This window comes from Flexivirga sp. G2 (assembly GCF_055397625.1).
This window is the reverse complement of sequence record NZ_AP039675.1, coordinates 3,791,248-3,810,607: the sequence shown is the minus strand read 5'-3', so window position 1 is coordinate 3,810,607 and position 19,360 is coordinate 3,791,248. Positions and strand designations below refer to the sequence as shown.

Annotated in this window: 17 protein-coding genes and 1 tRNA gene; 9 read left to right on the top strand and 9 right to left on the bottom strand. The window is 67.0% G+C overall.

All coding sequences use genetic code 11. From position 1 onward, the window contains the following. Positions 1-34: 34 nt before the first annotated feature. Entirely contained in the window at positions 35-1,180 is a 1,146-nt protein-coding gene (prpC, locus tag ACZ50J_RS18420) for a bifunctional 2-methylcitrate synthase/citrate synthase (RefSeq protein ID WP_464298610.1), read from the bottom strand. Positions 1,181-1,328: 148 nt separating this feature from the next. Here prpC and ACZ50J_RS18415 point away from each other — a divergent pair, with 148 nt between their 5' ends. Continuing rightward, positions 1,329-2,753 carry a helix-turn-helix domain-containing protein gene (locus tag ACZ50J_RS18415; protein ID WP_464298609.1) on the top strand — a complete coding sequence of 475 codons (1,425 nt, stop codon included), beginning with the start codon at positions 1,329-1,331 and terminating at the stop codon, positions 2,751-2,753. A gap of 10 nt (positions 2,754-2,763) precedes the next feature. Here the strand turns inward: ACZ50J_RS18415 and ACZ50J_RS18410 are convergent, their stop codons facing one another. Both ACZ50J_RS18410 and ACZ50J_RS18405 read right to left on the bottom strand, forming a co-directional pair. Further along, positions 2,764-4,890: an alkaline phosphatase family protein gene (locus tag ACZ50J_RS18410; protein WP_464298608.1), complete on the bottom strand. Its 2,127-nt coding sequence runs from the start codon at positions 4,888-4,890 to the stop codon at positions 2,764-2,766. Between the two features lie 130 nt (positions 4,891-5,020). Further along, positions 5,021-6,004, bottom strand: a complete 984-nt coding sequence (locus ACZ50J_RS18405) for a peptidoglycan-binding protein (RefSeq protein WP_464298607.1) — start codon at positions 6,002-6,004, stop codon at positions 5,021-5,023. Positions 6,005-6,159: 155 nt separating this feature from the next. Between ACZ50J_RS18405 and ACZ50J_RS18400 the strand changes: the two genes are divergently transcribed. Both ACZ50J_RS18400 and ACZ50J_RS18395 read left to right on the top strand, forming a co-directional pair. Beyond that, on the top strand, positions 6,160-6,375 hold the full coding sequence (locus tag ACZ50J_RS18400; RefSeq protein ID WP_464298606.1) for a hypothetical protein: 216 nt from the start codon (positions 6,160-6,162) through the stop codon (positions 6,373-6,375). 9 nt (positions 6,376-6,384) lie between these two features. Beyond that, positions 6,385-6,936 carry a methyltransferase family protein gene (locus tag ACZ50J_RS18395; RefSeq protein WP_464298605.1) on the top strand — a complete coding sequence of 184 codons (552 nt, stop codon included), beginning with the start codon at positions 6,385-6,387 and terminating at the stop codon, positions 6,934-6,936. A gap of 66 nt (positions 6,937-7,002) precedes the next feature. Here the strand turns inward: ACZ50J_RS18395 and ACZ50J_RS18390 are convergent. Beyond that, positions 7,003-7,075, bottom strand: a tRNA-Thr gene (locus tag ACZ50J_RS18390). A 163-nt stretch (positions 7,076-7,238) separates the two neighbouring features. On the opposite strand from ACZ50J_RS18390, the gene mgrA reads away from it, so the two are divergent. Beyond that, complete coding sequence (gene mgrA / locus ACZ50J_RS18385; protein ID WP_464301369.1) at positions 7,239-8,291, top strand: L-glyceraldehyde 3-phosphate reductase; 1,053 nt, start codon at positions 7,239-7,241, stop codon at positions 8,289-8,291. Between the two features lie 203 nt (positions 8,292-8,494). Here the strand turns inward: mgrA and ACZ50J_RS18380 are convergent, their stop codons facing one another. After that, complete coding sequence (locus ACZ50J_RS18380; RefSeq protein ID WP_464298604.1) at positions 8,495-9,262, bottom strand: SDR family NAD(P)-dependent oxidoreductase; 768 nt, start codon at positions 9,260-9,262, stop codon at positions 8,495-8,497. Then, a complete protein-coding gene (locus ACZ50J_RS18375; RefSeq protein WP_464298603.1) occupies positions 9,259-10,434 on the bottom strand; it encodes an acyl-CoA dehydrogenase family protein in 1,176 nt (391 codons plus the stop codon). The genes ACZ50J_RS18380 and ACZ50J_RS18375 overlap by 4 nt, the downstream gene beginning before the upstream one ends. A 120-nt stretch (positions 10,435-10,554) precedes the next feature. On the opposite strand from ACZ50J_RS18375, the gene ACZ50J_RS18370 reads away from it, so the two are divergent. The 3 genes from ACZ50J_RS18370 to ACZ50J_RS18360 all read left to right on the top strand — a co-directional run bounded on the left by ACZ50J_RS18370 (position 10,555) and on the right by ACZ50J_RS18360 (position 14,544). Continuing rightward, positions 10,555-12,672 carry a DUF6421 family protein gene (locus ACZ50J_RS18370; protein ID WP_464298602.1) on the top strand — a complete coding sequence of 706 codons (2,118 nt, stop codon included), beginning with the start codon at positions 10,555-10,557 and terminating at the stop codon, positions 12,670-12,672. A gap of 106 nt (positions 12,673-12,778) precedes the next feature. Beyond that, positions 12,779-13,480, top strand: coding sequence for an SDR family NAD(P)-dependent oxidoreductase (locus ACZ50J_RS18365; protein WP_464298601.1), 702 nt, complete (start codon positions 12,779-12,781; stop codon positions 13,478-13,480). After that, positions 13,477-14,544 (top strand): threonine aldolase family protein, encoded by a 1,068-nt coding sequence (locus ACZ50J_RS18360; RefSeq protein WP_464298600.1) that lies wholly within the window; start codon positions 13,477-13,479, stop codon positions 14,542-14,544. The genes ACZ50J_RS18365 and ACZ50J_RS18360 overlap by 4 nt, the downstream gene beginning before the upstream one ends. Before the next feature lie 155 nt (positions 14,545-14,699). Here ACZ50J_RS18360 and ACZ50J_RS18355 read toward each other — a convergent pair whose 3' ends face one another. After that, positions 14,700-15,512: an SGNH/GDSL hydrolase family protein gene (locus ACZ50J_RS18355; protein ID WP_464298599.1), complete on the bottom strand. Its 813-nt coding sequence runs from the start codon at positions 15,510-15,512 to the stop codon at positions 14,700-14,702. Then, positions 15,509-16,186 carry a uracil-DNA glycosylase gene (locus tag ACZ50J_RS18350; protein WP_464298598.1) on the bottom strand — a complete coding sequence of 226 codons (678 nt, stop codon included), beginning with the start codon at positions 16,184-16,186 and terminating at the stop codon, positions 15,509-15,511. The genes ACZ50J_RS18355 and ACZ50J_RS18350 overlap by 4 nt, the downstream gene beginning before the upstream one ends. A 56-nt stretch (positions 16,187-16,242) precedes the next feature. Here ACZ50J_RS18350 and ACZ50J_RS18345 point away from each other — a divergent pair, with 56 nt between their 5' ends. Together ACZ50J_RS18345 and ACZ50J_RS18340 are read left to right on the top strand one after the other, a co-directional pair. Then, positions 16,243-17,601 carry a pyridoxal phosphate-dependent decarboxylase family protein gene (locus tag ACZ50J_RS18345; RefSeq protein ID WP_464298597.1) on the top strand — a complete coding sequence of 453 codons (1,359 nt, stop codon included), beginning with the start codon at positions 16,243-16,245 and terminating at the stop codon, positions 17,599-17,601. A gap of 131 nt (positions 17,602-17,732) precedes the next feature. Next, positions 17,733-18,029 (top strand): DUF3263 domain-containing protein, encoded by a 297-nt coding sequence (locus ACZ50J_RS18340; protein WP_464298596.1) that lies wholly within the window; start codon positions 17,733-17,735, stop codon positions 18,027-18,029. Positions 18,030-18,132: 103 nt separating this feature from the next. On the opposite strand, the gene ACZ50J_RS18335 is transcribed toward ACZ50J_RS18340, so the two are convergent. After that, positions 18,133-19,359: an acyl-CoA dehydrogenase family protein gene (locus ACZ50J_RS18335; RefSeq protein WP_464298595.1), complete on the bottom strand. Its 1,227-nt coding sequence runs from the start codon at positions 19,357-19,359 to the stop codon at positions 18,133-18,135. Position 19,360 lies beyond the last annotated feature (1 nt).

Here is a 19,360-nt window from a genome sequence, read left to right as displayed (position 1 = left end):
GAGCCGTCATTCGGCATGGATCAGTTGAAGCAAATTATCGTCGCTCGGCCAGGGGGACGAACTTCTGGTCCTCGGGGCCGACGTAGTTCGCGCTCGGGCGGATGATCTTGTTGTCCGCACGCTGCTCGAGCACGTGCGCCGCCCAACCGGTGGTGCGGGAGATGACGAACAGCGGCGTGAACATGTCGGTCGGCACGCCCAGGGCGCGGTAGCTGACGGCGCTGAACCAGTCGAGGTTCGGGAACATCTTCTTGGCGTCCCACATGACCGACTCGATGCGCTCGGCGACGTCATACAGCCGTTCGTCACCGGTGCCCTCGGACAACTCCTGGGCGACCTTCTTGATGATCTTGTTGCGCGGGTCGGAGATCGTGTAGACGGGGTGGCCGAAGCCGATCACGACCTCCTTGTTGGCGACGCGCTCGCGGATGTCGGCCTCGGCCTCGTCGGCGGTCGCGTAGCGCTGCTGGATGTTCAGTGCGACCTCGTTCGCGCCGCCGTGCTTCGGGCCGCGGAGGGCCCCGATCGCGCCGGTGATGGCGGAGTACATGTCCGACCCGGTGCCGGCGATGACGCGACCGGTGAAGGTGGAGGCGTTGAACTCGTGCTCGGCATACAGGTTGAGCGAGATGTTCATGGCCTTGACCTGCTCGTCGGTCGGCTCGGTGCCGTGCAGCAGGTGCAGGAAGTGGCCGCCGATCGAGTCGTCGTCGGTTTCGACGTCGATGCGCTTGCCGCTGTGGCTCCAGTGATACCAGTAGAGGAGCATCGAGCCGAGCGACGCGATCAGCCGGTCGGCGATGTCGCGGGCGTCCGCATCGTTGTGGTCGTCCTTCTCCGGCAGGGTGCAGCCGAGGACGGAGACGCCGGTGCGCATGACGTCCATCGGGTGGCTGGCCGCGGGGAGCGCTTCGAGCGCGGTGCGCACGGCGAGCGGCAGCGCACGCTTGGCCTTCAGCTGTGCCTGGTAGGTGTCCAACTGGGCGGCCGTCGGCAGGGCACCGTGGATGAGCAGGTAGGCGACCTCCTCGAAGCTGCAGTTCTCGGCCAGGTCGTTGATGTCGTAGCCGCGGTACGACAGGTCGTTGCCGTGCTGGCCGACGGTGCACAGTGCGGTGTTGCCGGCCGGCACACCGGACAGTGCGACGGACTTCTTGGGCTTCGGCTTGGTGTCAGCCATGACGGCGCTCTCCTTGTCGATGGAGCTTGTCGAGGGATCTTCTACCTTCACAAGATAAGCAATGGAAAGGACGCACTGATACCCGCACCGGTCTGCGAAGTTTGGACAGTTTCTCGACGCGTGTTGTGAAGTTTGTGAAGATGGGCGGATGGCTATGGGTGAGTACGCCGGCTTCGTCGTCCGACGGGCCCGGGTGGATGCGGGGATCAGCGGAGCCGCCCTCGCACGACAGCTCGCGATCTCGCCGAGCTACCTGAGTCAGATCGAACACAACAATCGGGTCCTCACGCCGGAGTTGCGGGTCCGGGTCGCCGCCGTGCTGGGAGTCGACGCGCAACGACTGACGGTGCAGGCCGACGCGCGCACCGCAGCCGCGCTCGTCGACTCCTTCGCCGAGCATGCCGAGCTGCGTGCTCTGTCGGTGGCGGAGGTGCGAATGGTCGCCGACCAGTTGCCGGGCGTGGCCGCGGCCCTGCTGGACCTGACTGCCGGGCGGCGTGCCGATCGGGAGCGCATCGAGTCCCTGGAAGCGCGGCTCGGTGCGGACCGCGAGGATCCTCTTGCTCCGCCGATGCCCTACGAGGCGGTTCGCGACTTCTTCTCGGTGCACCACAACTACTTCGACGCGCTCGACGTCCGGGCGGAAGAGCTGGTGGCGCAGCTCGGCATACAGCCGCGCAGTCGGTATGCCGAGCTGCGAAATCACCTGACAGCACTCGAGGTCGAGGTGGTGGAGGCACCACGTGCGGAGGTCGGTGGGCAGCGTCGTTACGACCCGCAGACGCGCACGCTGCGGGTCGCGCAGGAGCTGCGTCCGGCGCAGAAGGCGTTCCAGTTGGGCAGCCAGCTGGCCCTGGTCGTGGCGTCGGAGCTGATCGACGGGATCGTCGAGACCGCGCCCTTCGACGACGCGGTGACGACGCGGCTGGCGCGGATCGGGCTGGCGAACTACTTCGCCGGCGCGATCCTGTTGCCGTACGGCGTGTTCCTGTCGGCCGCGCGCCGGGTTCGCTACGACATCGAACGGTTGGCCGAGGAGTTCGATGTCGGCTTCGAGACGGTGTGTCACCGGCTGAACACCCTTCAACGTCCTGGGGATTCGGGCATTCCGTTCGCGTTCGTGCGGGTCGACCGGGCGGGCAATCTGTCCAAGCGCCAGTCGGCGACGCCGTTCCACTTCTCCCGCAGCGGTGGCACCTGCCCGCTGTGGACGGTGTATGACGCCTTCAGTCGACCGGGCCAGGTGCTGCGCCAGATTGCGGAGATGCCGGACGGCAGGGCGTACCTCTGGATCGCTCGGACGGTGAGCAGCGGCGGTGCCGGATTCCGTTCTGCGCACAAGACATTCGCAATCGGGCTGGGGTGCGACCTGAGCTATGCCGACCAGACGGTCTACTCCGCCGGGCTGGATCTGGAGGACCGGACATTGCGCGCCCGGATCGGGATGGGCTGCAAGGTCTGCGAGCGGCCGGCGTGCCCGCAGCGGGCGTTCCCGTTCGCCGGCCGCACGTTGCAGATCGACGAGAACCGCGGCCAGCTCTACCCCTACATGCACGAAGCGGAGCAGAGCTGACCGCTGGTTCCTAGCCGAGCGCGGCCGCGTGATCCTGCTGGTGCGCCGCTTCCTGCGTCAGCTGCCGGAGCTTGCCCACGGATTGCGCGCCGTGCTCCTCGGTGGCACCAAGGATGACCGCGGCCAGTTGCTGGCCGGTTGCGTCACGCACGGATCCCAGTGTGCTCAGCGCGTTTTCGGTCCTGGTGTACTGCGCATCTCCCGCGCTGTCGCTCTTGATCGCCGCGGTCGACGCCTTGAGCGTGTGCATCGCGAACGTGCCGGTGGGCGCGACCAGTTGCTTGTATGCCGCTGCCGCCGCCGTCAGCTGCGACCGGTGGTTTCGGGTCGCGGGCGCCAGCGCCGAGTCAGCCACGATCGGCAGCACGGGCACGCCGTCGACCTGGTATCGGTCCTGCAGCCCGGTGAGCAGCAGCACCGTCGGGCGCATGTCGACCTGATCGGTGAACGTGTCGTTCGTGCCGCGGGCCGAGATGCCCGGGCCGACATACCCGGCCCAGATGTCCTGCATGTCCGGCCAGTAGCTGCCGTGGTTCCATGCGTACCCGGAGCTGGTGTAGACGCACGGCTGGCTGCAATTCGCTTGCCCGCCACCGACATACGAGTCCTCGCCGGAGAAGGCGGTGAAGGTCGGTGTGCGTGCCGGGTCGGCGCTCACGAAATGCAGGATGCGTTGCTCAACCGAGTCCGCGATGTCGTACGCGACCGGTTGCTTCTCGCCGGTGTAGGGGTCGGTGAGTGTCAGCCCGCCCAGGTCACGACCGAAGGTGCGGGTCACCGCCGCAGTCCGATCCGGGTTGCCGTTCAACCAGATCGCCGGAGCGGGGTCGGCGTGGATCCCGAACGGTGTGGTGTTCGCGCGCTGTGTCGCGAGCAGCCCGGGGAGGTTCACGTTGACTTCGGAGCGTGTCGCGTAGTTGCAGTAATTGCCATTGCTGCCAGTGCAGTTCGCCGGGGTCGGCGCGCTTCCGGCGAAGTGGTCGCCCTCGTCGGTGGTGACGGTGAAGAGCGTGTTCTTGGCCGTCATACCGTCCTTGGCGAGGCGGTCGAAGAACGCCTGGAACGCCGTGTTGTATGCCGCAAGCTGTTGCTCGTACGTCTGCTGTCCCGGCCCGAGGTCACCGGTCTGCGCTGCGGTGTGGTCGCCGTGCGCGTCCGAGATGTAGAGGTTCACCGCCTGGACGCCGTGCTCGAGCATCTGCGCGGTGTAGCCGAGTGAGTTGTTCGCGGTCTCGGAGTCGAACCCGGGGAAGCCGGGGTTGCCCTTGTTGTCGGCGATGGTCTTGCCGTCGGTGGACTGCACCGGACCGCTCGGGCTGATGCGCGGCTGGATCTGGGCGTTGCCGAAGAGTGCCCGGTAACCGGCGTAGCCGCCCGGTTCGTCGGGCAGCGCGTCCTGCTGGCCCGAGGCGCACAACGCGGCGCTCTTGGCACAGTGCACCGCGAGGCCGACCATGTCGGCCTGGGCCTTCACCGGATCGGCCTTCGCCTCGGCCGCTTGCGGCGAGTCGGCCCCGAAGACCGTCGTCACGTCGCTGCCGGTGTTCTCCAGGATGGTGTTGGGGCTGCCGACCTCGCCGACATTGCAGCCGGCCTCGGTGAAGGGCGTCCACGGAGCAGGGACGTTGACACTCTGCTTCGGTGCCGGCGCGGTCCGGGACGGCAGGTAGTCCAGGTTGTAGCGGTTGTAGGTGTTGCCGTTGAAATCGGAGAGCTTGTCGGTCCAGTACGAGAAGGACGAGTAGCCCGTCGGAGTGCCCGTGGCGTCATACAGGTCGCCGCTGTTGGACTGGGTGATCGCATTGCGGTCCGGGTAGAGCCCGGTCGCGTTCGAGATCATGTTGGTGCCGGTGTGCACCAGGTCGTCATGCGTGTTCGTCATGACGACGCCCTGGCTCTTCATGAAGTTGAGCAGTGCCGGCATCTGCTCGAGATCACTCGCGACGTTCGGGTTGTCGCGCGTGAGGTGGACGTTGTCGAAATCGATCTGTACGACGTGCTGGATCCCGTTGGCCAGGTGGCAGCCGGAGGGTGTGGCGTGATCAGGGTGTTGACCAGGGGCGGCAGCCAGTGCCGGCGATGAGGCGCCGACACAAATGGCTGCTGCTGCGAGGGCACCGAAAAGCGTTGTCCGCATTGATGACTCCTTCTGAAATGCTGTCCCGACAGAGTGGACGCATCAGTGATCTTCCACCCGCGCAGCAGGTCACCGGGCGGTTTGGAATGGAGCATTTGATGAACGTCGAACTCCGACGTCCAGCGAACTTTCAGCCGACGAACTGGAAGTGGTAACTCTCGCCGTCGGTGCCGTAGGGGAACGGGTTGGTGAAGCCCCAGCGCATCGAGTTGGCTGTCAGCCACTTCTGGCCGGCGCCGCCCCAGCCGAACTCCTCGCCGGGCTTGTCCGTCTCCCGGAAGTCGACGGCGAGCCCGTAGCCGTGGTTCGAGGTCCCGGGGTAGGCAGCGCGTGGACTGCCGAATTTGTTGTACCAGTACCACTGTTCGTTGATGTCGCGGTAGGTCAGGTCGATCGCCGCGTAGTGCCCGAACGTCGCCTTGTAGGTCGCCTCGAGCGATGCCAGGTAGGGCTGGTCGTCGCAGTTGAGGTAGCGCTGGGTCGTGGGGGTGTATCCGGGGTCGAAGGAATCGGGGGAGTTGTAGGCGAGCGAGATCTTGCACCGATTGCCGGCCGGGATCCGGCCGTTGATGGACGAGGGGTTGGAGGTCGTCGTCTCGAGGGTGCCCTTGTGGACGTAACCACGGCTGGTGTGCAGCCACGGTCCCGTGCCGACCCGGGTGCCGACGACCTTGGCGTGTGGCCCGTAGGTCCCGACGATGCTGTATTTCAGTCCCGGCCCGGAGCGAATGTTCGCCTTCGACCCGGCGGCGCCGGAATCGGCCATGACGTAGCCGGTGACGGTCGTGCAACCCGGAAAACCACCGAGCAGGTCCCAGGTCATGGCGCCGACGATCCCGTCGGCGACCAACCCGCGGGTGGTCTGGAAGGCCTTGACCTTGGCCAGGGTGTCCTTGCCGAAGTAGCCGTCGGCGGTCAGCCCACCGAGGCGTTGCTGCAGCGTCTTGACGAGCGAGTGGTGTGAGTCGCCGTACTGGAGGGTGATGACCGTGCACGTCGCAGTCGTGGCCGCGGTGCTGGTCGTAGCAGTCGCGCGTCCGGCGAGCGCCATACCTCCGGCGCTGAGTGCCAGCGCTGCAGCAGTTGACGTGGCGATGGTGGTGAGCGCCTTCATCTGACTCTCCTGCTCGTGTAAACCCGAGGTACGTCACGGTAGAGGAGCGAGAGATGTGGTTGGTGGGAAATGAGGAACCGGTGAGGTGAGCGGTATGCAGCACCCGGTGGGACACTGAGATCCGATCCGCTGCCGGTGGAGGTGCCACATTGTCGATGCAGGTGCTCGCACCGCTTGTGCTGTTGGGACTGCTGGTCGCTTCCGTGCTGTGGGTGCTGAATGACGCTCGCGTGCGCGCTGACCATCGGCGTGCGGTGATCATGCGCATCGGTGACCTGCAGATCGATCGCCCGGAGGTGTGGGCGGCGGGGTGCCTCGTCCTGTGGATTCTCTTCTTCCCGCTGTATCTGAAAGCGCGCTCCGAGAGTTGATCGGCCGTGATGAGAGCAGTCGAGTTCGTCGTGGCGACCGCGTGGGCGATCTTCTGGCTCTACTGGCTGGTGTCGGCCATCTCGATGAAGAAGGGCGGTCACGTCCCGTGGCGCCGCGAACTGGGAATCAGGGCCTTGATCGCTGCAGTCGTCATCCTGCTGATTCGCCTGGGAGCGTTCCGGGGTGGCGACATGAACACCAGCGCTTGGCGGGCCGGCGTCGGTCTCGCGCTCCTCGCTGCCGGTCTCGGATTCGCCTGCTGGGCGCGTCGGCACATCGGCCGCAACTGGGGAACACCGATGACGCTGAAGGACGATCCCGAGCTGGTGACGAGCGGGCCCTATCGGCTCGTGCGTCACCCGATCTACTCGGGCCTCCTGCTTGCCACCGTCGCCACTGCGGTGGCGTTGAGCTGGCAGTGGTTGTTCGCCGCCGCGCTGGCCACGGCCTATTTCGTCTACAGCGCGACGGTGGAGGAGTCCAACTTGGCGCAGCAGCTTCCGGACACCTACCCGGCATACAAACGGTCGACCAAGATGCTCGTGCCGTTCGTCTTCTGAACTGCGTACGTGCCCACCGTGGGCGAATGCGGCGAAGGAACTGGACGGGCGTGCGCCGTCCGGGAGAGCCGGTGACAGGAGTCGAACCCGCGACATCTTCATTACAAGTGAAGCGCTCTACCAACTGAGCTACACCGGCGTGCTGCGGGACGCGTCCCGCGAGCGGCCCAATGCTACCCATGGGCCTGGCGGACTCACGAATCCACCAGCGACCTGCCGAATGACGGCTCTCTCGCCGAGTGACGGTCCTTGTGCGCCGTCACTCGGCGAAGAAGCCGTCACTCGGCATGGGTGCTGTCAGAATGTATGGCGTGACGATGCATGTTGACGACTATCAAGCAGACCGCGGTCGCTACGACTCGATGACCTACCGGCGTTGTGGCACCAGCGGATTGGACCTGCCCGCCCTCTCGCTCGGGCTGTGGCACAACTTCGGCGACGACGTTCCGCTGGACCGGCAGCGCGCCATTCTGCGCCGGGCCTTCGACCGCGGTGTGACCCACTTCGACCTGGCCAACAACTACGGCCCGCCCTACGGATCGGCCGAGCGCAACTTCGGCACGATCTTCGCCCAGGACTTCAAGCGCTACCGCGACGAGTTGATCCTGTCGACCAAGGCCGGTTATGACATGTGGCCGGGTCCCTACGGCCAGGGCGGCGGCTCGCGCAAGTATGTGCTCGCCTCACTCGACCAGTCGCTGCAGCGGATGGGCGTCGATTACGTCGACATCTTCTACAGCCACCGCTTCGACGACACGACTCCGCTGGAGGAGACGCTCGGCGCGCTGGACACCGCGGTGCGGCAGGGCAAGGCACTGTATGTCGGGATCTCGTCATACAGCGGCCCCCGGACGGCGGAAGCGGTGCGGATCCTGCGCGAGCTGGGCACTCCGCTGCTCATCCACCAGCCGTCGTACTCGATGCTCAACCGCTGGGTCGAGGAAGACCTGCTCGACACGCTCGGCATGAACGGCGTTGGCTGCATTGCGTTTTCGCCGCTCGCGCAGGGCATGCTGACGTCGAAGTACCTGAAGGGTGTGCCCGAGGGTTCGCGTGCGAGCCAGGGCAAGTCGCTCGACCCGAAGATGCTGACCGAGGAGACGCTCAAGCATCTGCAGGCGCTCAACCGGATGGCGAAGAAACGCGGTCAGACGCTCGCGCAGTTCGCGCTCTCCTGGGTGCTGCGCGACCGACGCGTCACGTCCGTGCTCGTCGGGGCATCCAGCGTCGAGCAGCTCGACGACAGCCTCGGGGCCTTGGACAACCTGGAGTTCAGCGACGACGAGCTGAAGAAGATCGACAAGCACGCCGTCGAGGCAGGCATCAACCTCTGGGCCACGTCCTCGAACAAGTAGGCGGCACCTCGAGACGCTCGCTCGTTCCTCACGAGCTCCTCGGCGATCTCCGACCATCGCCACGCACGTATGGCGACAGGCCACGATCAGGTCACAGAACGAGACGTGGACGCCCGTGAGACGACGACCAGGACAGTGGTGGCGCGCCGCGAGCTCGTGAGCGTGGCGCCACCACTGTCCTGCGAGGAGTCGAGCCAGCGGACTCAGCGAGGCGGCATCCGGAGAGCCCCGTCGAGGCGGATGACTTCTCCGTTGAGCATCTGGTTGTCGATGATGTGCGCGACGAGCGAGGCGTATTCGTCGGGTCGGCCGAGGCGAGACGGGTGTGGGACCTGCGCCTCGAGCACCGACTTCACGTCGTTCGGCAGGCCGGCGAGCATCGGTGTCTCGAAGGTGCCGGGCGCGATGGTCACGACGCGAATTCCCTTGTCCGCCAGGTCTCGTGCGGCGCTGAGCGTCAGCCCGACGATGCCGGCCTTCGACGAGGCGTATGCCGCCTGGCCGATCTGACCGTCATACGCTGCGATCGAGGCGGTCATGGTGATGACCCCGCGGTCGCCGCCTTCGACGGGCTCGTTGCCGGCTATCTGTTCGGCGGCCAGGCGCAGCACGTTGAAGGTGCCGATCAGGTTGATCTGGACCACCTTGCTGAACGCCTCCAGCGGCAGCACGCCGCGCTTGCTGATGACGCGTCCCGGCGTCGCGACGCCCGCACAGTTGACGACGATGCGCAGTGTGCCCATGGCGACGGCGGCGTCGACGGCCGCCTTGACCTGCTCCTCGTCGGTGACGTCGGCGGCGACGAATTGCGCTCGCTCGCCGAGGGATTCGGCAACCTCAGCACCCTTGGAGGAGGGCAGGTCGAGCAACACGACGGAAGCTCCGTCGGCATACAGCTTGCGTGCCGTGGCCTCGCCGAGGCCGGAGCCGGCTCCGGTGACCAGCGAGACCGTTGTGGAGTCGATCTTCATCGTGCGATGCCCTTTCGTTCGGTGAGCTCTCGCAGCAGGTGCCGCGAGATCACCAGTCGTTGTATCTGGTTGGTGCCCTCGAAGATCTGGGTCACCTTCGCCTCGCGCATGAACCGCTCGGCGGGGAAATCCTGGGTGTAACCGGCGCCGCCGAGCACCTGCACGGCGTCGGTCGTCACGCGCATGGCCGCGTCGGTCGCGACGAGCTTGGCGACCGCGGCCTGCTTGGCGAACGGCCGGTCGGCGTCCTTCAGCCGTGCCGCGTGCAGGTAGGTCGCGCGCGCCGTGGTCACGGCGGCCTCCATGTCGGCGAGCAGGAACGCCAGGCCCTGGAACTCGGCGATCGGTTGCCCGAACTGCGTGCGCTCCGAGGCGTATGACGCAGCCAGGTCGAGCGCCGACTGCGCCAGGCCGGTGGCGGCCGCGGCGATGCCGAGACGACCGGCGTCCAGCGCTGCCAGCGCGATCTGGATGCCCTGTCCGCGTTCGCCGATCATCCGATCGGCCCCCACGGCCACCTTGTCGAAGTGCACCTCCGCGACCGGGTCGCCGGCGAGCCCCATCTTGCGCTCGGGCGAACCGAAACCGAGGCCGGTGGCATCGGCCGGCACGATGAAGCACGAGACGCCCTTGCCGCCGGAGTCATCGGTGCGCGCGAAGGTCGTGTAGTAGTCGGCGTGCGCAGCGTGCGAGATCCAGCTCTTGGTGCCGCTCAGGGTCGCGCTGCCGTCGTCGGCGAGCACGGCGCGAGTCCGCATGGATGCGATGTCGGATCCCGCTTCACGCTCGGACAGGCAATAACCGCCGAGGGTTTCGCCGCCGAGGATGTCCGGCAACAGTGCCTCGCGTTGCGCGTCGCTGCCGAAGTGCTGGATCGGGTATGCCGTGAGGGAGTGCACCGAGACGCCGATGGCGACGCTCATCCAGGCCATCGCGATCTCCTCGACGACCTGCAGGTAGACCTCGTAGGGCTGCGCCCCGCCGCCGAACTCCTCCGGGTAGGCCAATGACAGGAGGCCGGCACGACCGAGGGTCCGGAAGGTCTCACGGGGCGGGGAAGCGGTGCGCTCCGCCTCGTCGACGTGCGGGGCTAGTTCGCGGGCGGCGATCTCGCGGGTGAGCTCGATCAGATCCGCCGCATCGGCCGTGGGAAGGATGCGTTCGACCGGCATGTCTTGGAGCGTAATGCGCGTCACATTGACCCGCCCCACTGGGTTGGAAGCGGGAAGTTTTACTGTCTAGACTCGGGCCAACAAGAAAATCTCCTATGGATGATGAAGGATGTGACTGAAATGAGCGTCTTCCCGAAGGTGGTCGTGGAGCAGGCCCACAGCAGCGCCTGGGCGTTGACCCGCGCGACGGCCGCGACGATGAACCCGGCGAACCCGGCCGACTCCTCGCTGGAGAAGGCCGCGGACACGCTGCGGGGCCGCGGTTTCGACGTCGTCGGTCACGAGTCGGGCCCGCTGGTTTCGGAGGTCCTCGCGGGCGCCGACGTCCTCGTCATCGATCATCCCGCCGCCAAGGCCGCCGAGAAGACCACCGGCGATCTGCCGCCCGTGCTGGACGGCACCGAGATCGACACGGTCGTCGAGTTCGTCGAGCAGGGCGGCGGTCTCGTGGTCCTGGCCGAGTGTGACCAGGACGTCTACGGCAACAACCTCAACGAGTTGCTCGCCCGCTTCGGCCTGCACGTTCCAAGCACCACCGTGCACGAGTCCGCCGAGGGCGGCCGACGCTTCCACGACAACGCCACCTGGGTGCTGGCAGATGTCGAGGGCGGGCTCGGCCAGGGACTGCTCGCGGGTGTCGACGAACTGTGCTTCTACCGCGCCGGCATCATCGACGTCTCGGGCGCACCCGAGGCGAAGGTCCTTGCCCGGACCAGCGCAACGGCATACCCCGCCCGTCAGCCGCTCGCCGTCGCCCTGCCGTATGGCGCAGGACGCGTCGTCGTGCTGGCCGACTCCGACATCGTCGGCGACGACTCCATCGACGAACTGGACCACCGCCGGTTCTGGACCAACCTGATCACCTGGGCGAGCGCCGCACGCAAGCAGACCGCCGGCGTCACCTCGATCGGCTCCGGTGTCGACCGCAGCCCGGAATGGTTGGAGCTCAAGGCGGCAGTCGAGGAGCTGCGCCTGATGCAGGCGAAGGACGGCTCCATCGAAGACGCCGGCCGGCACGCTCGCGCGGCCGAACTCGTCGAGACGATGAAGTCCCAGATCGCAGCATTGGCACCGCGATTCCCGCACGACGCCGACTACCTCGCCGAGCTGCCGAACGACCTGACGAAGTGGGTCGACGGCGGGTTCGTCGAGCCGGACTTCCTCGACTCGCTGATGAAGTTCCGTCCGGACCTGTGCCGCGCGGACGGCATCGAGCATCTCGTGGTGTTCCCGATGTACACCCAGAACGGCAACCTGGACCGCGTCTTCGAGGCGCTGTTGTTGTCGGTGCAGTGGCCCGACTGGCTGGCGAAGGTCGAGGAGACCTACGACAACAAGATGTTCCTGGCGGTCAACTTCATCGATTTCACGCCCGGCTACGACACCAACTCCGCGGTGCTCTTCCCGGAAACCGTTGCGGTGCGCGAGGTTCCGAAGTTCAGCTGGGGTGCAATCTTCTGCGACCGCGAAGGTGCCCGTTTCCGTCGCGTCGTCGCCGCCGCATCCGAGTTGCTGTCGCTGCAGCTCCCGCCGGACGCCGAGCGACTGGTCGCCTCACAGGAGCTCGCACAGTCGACCTTCGCGATGTGGGACATGATCCACGACCGCACCCACAGCCACGGCGACCTGCCGTTCGACCCGTTCATGATCAAGCAGCGGATGCCGTTCTGGATGTACGCCCTGGAGGAGCTGCGCTGCGACCTCAACACCTTCCGGCAGGCCGTCAGGCTGGAGGACGAAGGGCAGCCCTACGCCCGATTCGTCCAGCTGGCAATCCTTTTCGACCGCCTCTTCCGCTTCCCGATCACCGGTGACCGGCACCGCAACTACGACGGGCTCGGCGGGCAGCTGATGTTCGGCTACCTGCACAAGCACGACGCGCTGCGCTGGACCGACAACAAGCTGTCCTTCGACTGGCGGCGGGTGCCCGAGGTCATCGTGCAGCTGTGCGACGAGGTGGAGGTCCTCTATCGCAGCGGCATCGACCGGTCACGGGTCGGACACTGGCTCGCCTCGCATGAGTTCGTCGCGACGTATGTCGTGCCGAACCCGGGCTCGACGTGGGCCAAGGGTCCCGACGCGCTGCCCTTCGACGGCACCAAGACCAAGGCGCTCAACGACCTCGTGCTCGACGACGAGTTCCCGCTCAACGTCTTCTACGAGGCGCTGCGCAAGCAGATGGCATCGGTCATCGCCTCCACCTCCGGCATCACCGCGAGCACCCCGGACGCAGCATGACGGGTCTCGATACGGGCTCGGCCAGCGCCCCTTCGATACGCCCGTCGCAGGCTCCGGGCTACTCAGGACGCCGCTCGCCCTACTCGACCAGCTTGGGAGGAGCAGCATGAGCGCGGACCTCACTGGTTCAATCGTTGTGATCACCGGCGCCGCCGGTGACCAGGGCCGCCCCACTGCCGCGGCCTTCGCCGCGGCCGGGGCGACGGTCGTCGCGGCCGGCCGGGACGCCGGTCGACTGGCCGAGGTCGTCGCTCTCGACCCGGAGCACATCGTCGCCTCGGTCGTGGACCTGTCCGACGAACAAGCCACCCTGGCCTGGGCGAAGCAGTTGCTCGCGGAGCACGGTCGGGTCGACGGCCTGATGCACCTGGTCGGTGGCTGGCGGGGCGGCAAGGGCATCGTCGACGGCGACCTCGCCGACTGGGACGTGTTGCACACCAACCTGATTCGGACTCTGCAGCATGCGACTCGTGCGTTGCACGATCCGATCCTCGCGTCGCCGCACGGCCGGATCGCGATCATCTCCACCACCGGTCTGGACAAACCGCGCGCGACGAACGCGGCATACCTGACGGCCAAGGCGGGGGCCGAGATGTGGCTGCGTGCGGTCGCAGACTCCTACAAGGAGTCCGACGCCGCCGCGTCGATCGGGCGAATCATGGCGCTGGTGACTCCGCAGATGCAGGCCGAGAAGCCTGACGGATACAAGAAGTTCACTCCCGTCGCGACCATCGCCGACTGGCTGGTCGGTCTCTACGACCGCCCTGCCGACGAGGTCAACGGACTGATTGAGACGATTGACCGGTGAACGCTCCCGACAGTTTCCCCACTCCGTTGCACGACCCCACCCAGCGCGGCTTCGCCAGTGACAACTACTCCGGGGTCCACCCGGAGGTGCTCGCGGCCATCGTGCGCGCCAACGGTGGACACCAGGTCTCGTACGGCGAGGACGTCTACACCGAGCACCTGCAGGAAGTCTTCGCCCAGCACTTCGGCCCGGGTGTCGAGGCGTTCCCGGTGTTCAACGGCACCGGTGCGAATGTCGTTGCGCTGCAGGCGGTCACCAAGCGCTGGGAAGCGGTCATCTGCACCGCGACGGCACACATTCACGTCGACGAGTGTGCTGCGCCGGAGCGCATGGGTGGGCTGAAGCTGATGGTCGTCCCGACCCCGGACGGCAAGCTCACTCCGGAGTTGATCGCGACCGTGTCGCTCGGCCGCGGCGACGAGCACCACGCGCAGCCGCGGGTCGTGTCGATCACCCAGACGACGGAGCTCGGCACGGCATACACCGCTGCGGAGATCCGGGCGATCGCCGAGCACGCACACGCCAATGACATGGTGCTGCACGTCGACGGCTCCCGGTTGTCGAATGCCGCTGCGACCCTTGGGATTTCGTTCCGCGAGATGATCACCGACACCGGTGTCGACATCGTGTCGTTCGGCGGCACCAAGAACGGCCTGATCTTCGGCGAAGCCGTGCTGGTGCTCAACCCGGACGTCGTCGACGGCATGTTGTTCCTGCGCAAGCAGTCGATGCAGCTGGCCTCGAAGATGCGGTTCGTCTCGGCACAGCTGATCGCGCTGCTGACGGACGACCTCTACCTGCGCAACGCCGGCCACGCCAACGCGATGGCGCAGCGGCTCGTCGAGGGTGTGCGCGACCTGCCGGGCCTGACCGTGCCGTTGCCGGTGCAGGCCAACGGGGTCTTCCCGATCCTGCCGGTCGAGGTGTCCAAGCGGCTGATGGAGAAGTTCCGCTTCTACTTCTGGGACGAGGCCACCGGGCAGGTGCGCTGGATGTGCTCGTTCGACACGACGGAGCGCGACATCGACGAGTTCGTCGAAGCCGTGAGTGCGGAGCTGCACTGATTGCTCCGACTCCTCGCACGATTGAAAGCGGTGCTCAGCGAACAAGTTCGCTGAGCACCGCTTTCAATCGTGGTCGTCGTCTCCGCGGCCGTCGGCTCGTCGTGCACTCGCCTTGACCAGGGCCGTCCCCAGGACGCCAACCCTATTCGCCGGGATCATGCGTCTTCTGCTGACGCCGCAAAGGGTTGCAGGGAAGGTCGTTTGGCGGTGCGGTTGTCGCCGGAGCTCTCGTGCTTGATCCGGCGCTGCACCCATGGCGTCAGGTGGATGCGCGCCCATGCGGCGTGACCCTGTGCAGTTTCCAGTCGGGTGAGCCCGGGCGCCGGCGCTAGTGGAACAGCCCAATCCCGTTCCCCGTCCCGCAGACCCAGCGCCCACGCGGCCTGTTCGGCGACGCGCTGGTGACCCAGCGTGGACAGGTGCAACCGGTCCGGACCCCACATCCGCACGTCGCGCAGGGAGCGCAAGGTCCAGGTGTCGAGGACGAACGCGCCGTGTCGTTGCGCGATGCCCCACACATTGAGGCTGTGTATGGCGACCCGGCGCCCGACCACCTTGAGGAACGGCGCCCAGGTGGGATCGCAGCTGGTGGCCATCAGCACGTCGGCACCGGTGGCGCGAATGCGTGCGACGGCGGAGTCCAGCTCGTCGGCCAGTGCGTCCAGGTCGGCGTGGGGTCGCAGGCAGTCGTTGCCGCCGGCCACGATGCTGACCAGATCCGGCTGCAGCGCGAGCGCCGCGTCGACCTGCGGGCCGGTCACGTCGGCCAGCAACTTGCCACGGACTGCAAGGTTCGCGTAGCCGAAATCCGTTCCGGCAGAGGAGTTCTCGGCTGCAAGGACGGCAGCCAGTCGGTCGGCCCAGCCGACATACTCGCCCTCGACGGTGGGTGAGGGGTCGACCATGCCCTCGGTGAACGAGTCGCCGATGGCGACGTAACGCTGCCAACTTCGCGGCTGCAGATTCACGGGAGACTCCAATCGATCGGCTCGGCACCCTGGTCGGTGAGCAGCTTGTTGACCTGGCTGAACGGCCGGGATCCGAAGAACCCGGAGTGCGCCGACAAGGGGGAAGGGTGCGGGCTGGTCACGTAGGGCACCTGCCCGAGATGATCTGCGAGGCTGCGTGCGTCGCGACCCCAGAGGATTGCCGCGAGTGGGCCGCCGCGTGCGACGAGTCCGGTGATCGCCGCAGCCGTGACGTGCTCCCAGCCCTTGCCTCGGTGGCTGGCCGGCTTGCCGGAACGCACCGTGAGGACCCTGTTGAGCAGAAGGACGCCACGATCGGCCCACGGCGACAGGTCGCCGGTGGTGGGGCGAGCACAGCCGATGTCGTTGGTCAGCTCCTGGTAGATGTTCTGCAGGCTGCGTGGGATCGGCGAGACGTCCGGCGCCACGGCGAAGGACAGTCCGATCGCGTGCCCCGGTGTGGGATAGGGGTCCTGGCCCACGATGAGCACCCGGACCTCGTCGAGGGGCCGCTCGAACGCGCGGAGCACCTTGTCGCCGCTGGGCAGGTATCCATGACCGGCGGCGATCTCCGAGCGGAGGAATTCGCCGCACTCCGTCACCTTGTCGGCGACCGGTTGCAGCACCGGCAGCCACGACGGATGGACGAGTTCTTCGAGGGGTCGGACCGGCATACCGACAACCTAACCGGGCGCAGCGGGCGCCCTCCGGTGGCCCATACACTCGGCAGGTGCACCGTTTTACCGAAGACACTGCGGACCTGGGCCGGGCGATCCTGAAGTATGCCGCCGAGCGGCTCTCGCTGGATCCCGTGCCCCTGGACTTCAGCCGAACCGTCGAGGAGCTGGACTCCGTTGCCGGCCAGGCGATCTCGGCCGACGGCATCGGCGGCCAGGCCGCGCTGAAGCTCTTCGAGGACGAGCTCGCGCTTGCGTGCCTGTCGATCGACCACCCGCGTTATCTGTCGTTCATCCCGTGTGCGCCGACCCGTGAGGCGGCGATGTTCGACCTCGTCGTCGGTGCCTCGTCGATCTATGCCGGCTCCTGGCTCGAGGGCGCCGGTGCGGTGTATGCCGAGAACCAGGCGCTGCGCTGGATCGCGGATCTCGCCGGCCTGCCCGACGGAGCCGGTGGCGGTTTCGTCCAGGGCGGCACGATCGGCAACCTGTCGGCACTCGTGGCAGCCCGGGCGACCGCGCGCGCCAACGCCGCGCGCACCCGTGACGACGCCCGACCGTTCCGCGTTGCGGCGACGGCAGGTTCGCACTCGTCGATCGCGTCGGCCTGTGAGGTCATGGACGCCGAGCTGGTGCCGGTCCCGGCGGACGACCAGTTGCGGCTCACCGGCGCCGCGTTGCGCGAGGTGCTGCTCCGGGAGGGCCCGGAGACGTTCTTCGCAGTGGTCGCGACCGCCGGCACGACGAACCTCGGCGTCATCGACGACCTGGAGTCCGTCGCCGCCGTCTGCAAGGAGTTCGACATCTGGTTCCACGTCGACGGTGCGTATGGCGGGGCCGGTCTCGCGGCGCCGAGCGTCCGCGACCGCTACCAGGGCGTCGAGCAGTGCGACTCGTTCATCGTCGACCCGCACAAATGGCTCTTCGCGCCGTTCGACTGCTGCGCTCTGCTCTACCGGGAGCCGGCGCTGGCGCGGGCCGCGCACACGCAGCATGCGTCATACCTGGACGTGCTGAACGAAACGCCCGACTGGAACCCGACGGACTACTCGATCGGGCTGACCCGAAGGGCACGCGGGCTGCCGTTCTGGTTCTCGCTGGTGTCGAACGGCACCGACGCCTACACGGCGGCGATCGAGCACACGCTGGAAGTGGCCCGGTTCGCGGCGGAACAGATCACCGCGCGACCGGAGTTCGAGCTGGTGCGCGAGCCGGACCTGTCCGTCGTCGCGTTCCGGCGACTGGGCTGGACCCCGCAGGACTACCAGGCGTGGTCGGACGATCTCCTGCAACGGCAGGAGGGCTTCGTGGTGCCGAGCTCGCACAACGGCGAGACCATCGCGCGATTTGCGATCGTCAACCCGAACACGACGACGGACGACATCGGCGCGATCCTGGACTCGATGGTCTGAGATATCACTTCGGTAACACCAGTCACATGCGTCACGACATGCCGCGCCGGGTCCTTGCCGGAATGACATGCGTGTGATTTACCGCCTATCATCGGTCTCGGACATCGCTCACGAGCTGAAGGGACAAGCAGATGACCGCCGCCGCGGAGCAGCAGGTGATGCCGTCGGGTGACGGGGAACTGAGTGAGCGTGACGCCGCGATCCTGGCGTTCGAGCGCAACTGGTGGAAACTCCAGGGCGCCAAGGAGCAGGCCATCCGCGAGACCTTCAACATGAGTTCCACCCGCTACTACCAGGTGCTCAACGCTGTCATCGACACCCCGGCAGCGCTCAAGTACGACCCCATGCTGGTCAAGCGGTTGCAGCGCCTCCGGGCCGGACGGATGCGCCAGCGCACCGCCCGCCGGCTCGGCTTCGAGATGGAGTGAGTCCGCTCGCTCCGGCGCATCTCCGCCCCGAGTGACGGCTTCCTCGCCGAATGACGCTCAGACTGGGGCATCACTCGCCGAAGAAGCCGTCATTCGGCATTTCTTACTCGGTTCGTAGTTCGGCCTGACGGCGCAGCTCGCGGCGGGCCAGCGAAGCCTTGTGCACCTCGTCCGGGCCGTCGGCGAAGCGCAGCGTCCGGATGCCGGCATAGGCACGGGCGAGCGGGAAGTCCTGCGAGAGGCCGCCTGCACCGTGGGTCTGGATGGCCTTGTCGACGATCCATTGCACCGTCTCCGGCGTCGCGATCTTGATCGCCTGGATCTCCGTGTGCGCACCCTTGTTGCCGACGGTGTCCATCAGCCAGGCGGTCTTGAGCACCAGCAGCCGCAGCTGTTCGATACGGACCCGGGACTCGGCGATCCAATCGCGTATGACGCCCTGCTCCGACAGCGGCCTGCCGAACGCGACGCGCTCCTCGGCCCGGGCGCACATCAGCTCGATCGCCTTCTCGGCCAAGCCGATCGACCGCATGCAGTGATGGATCCGGCCGGGGCCGAGCCGGGCCTGCGCGATCGCGAAGCCTTGGCCCTCCCCGGCGATCAGGTTGCTCGCCGGCACTCGCACGTCGTGGAACTCCAGCTCGGCGTGGCCGCCGTGATCGTGGTCGTCGTAGCCGAAGACCTCCATGCCGCGCTTCACGACCAGGCCTGGGGTGTCGCGCGGCACCAGGATCTGCGACTGCTGGCGGTGCCTCTCCGCGGTGGGGTCGGTCTTGCCCATGACGATGAAGATCTTCGCGTCCGGGTTCATCGCGCCGGTGATCCACCACTTGCGCCCGTTGAGGACGTATTCGTCCCCGTCCCGCTCGATGCGGGTGGCGATGTTGGTCGCGTCCGAGGACGCAAGGTCGGGCTCGGTCATCGCGAAGGACGAGCGAATCTCACCGCGCAGCAACGGTTTCAGCCACCGGTCCTGTTGCTCCGGCGTGCCGAACTCGTTCAGCACCTCCATGTTTCCCGTGTCGGGCGCGGAGCAGTTGAGAGCCGCTGGGGCGAGGAACGACCGGCCGGTGATCTCTGCGAGCGGGGCGTACTGCAGGTTGGTCAGTCCGGCACCGTTGGCACCGGGCAGGAAGAGGTTCCAGAGGCCCTGCGACCTGGCCTTGTCGCGCAGTTCCTCCAGCACCGGCACGCGGCTCCACGCCCACGGGTCGTCGGACGCGGCCAGTTGCTCCTCGAAGACCGGCTCGGCCGGTGTGACCTCGCCGTCGAGGAAGTCCCTCACGCGGCGGCGGAGGTCCTCGGTCTGTGTGTCGAACTCGAAATCCATT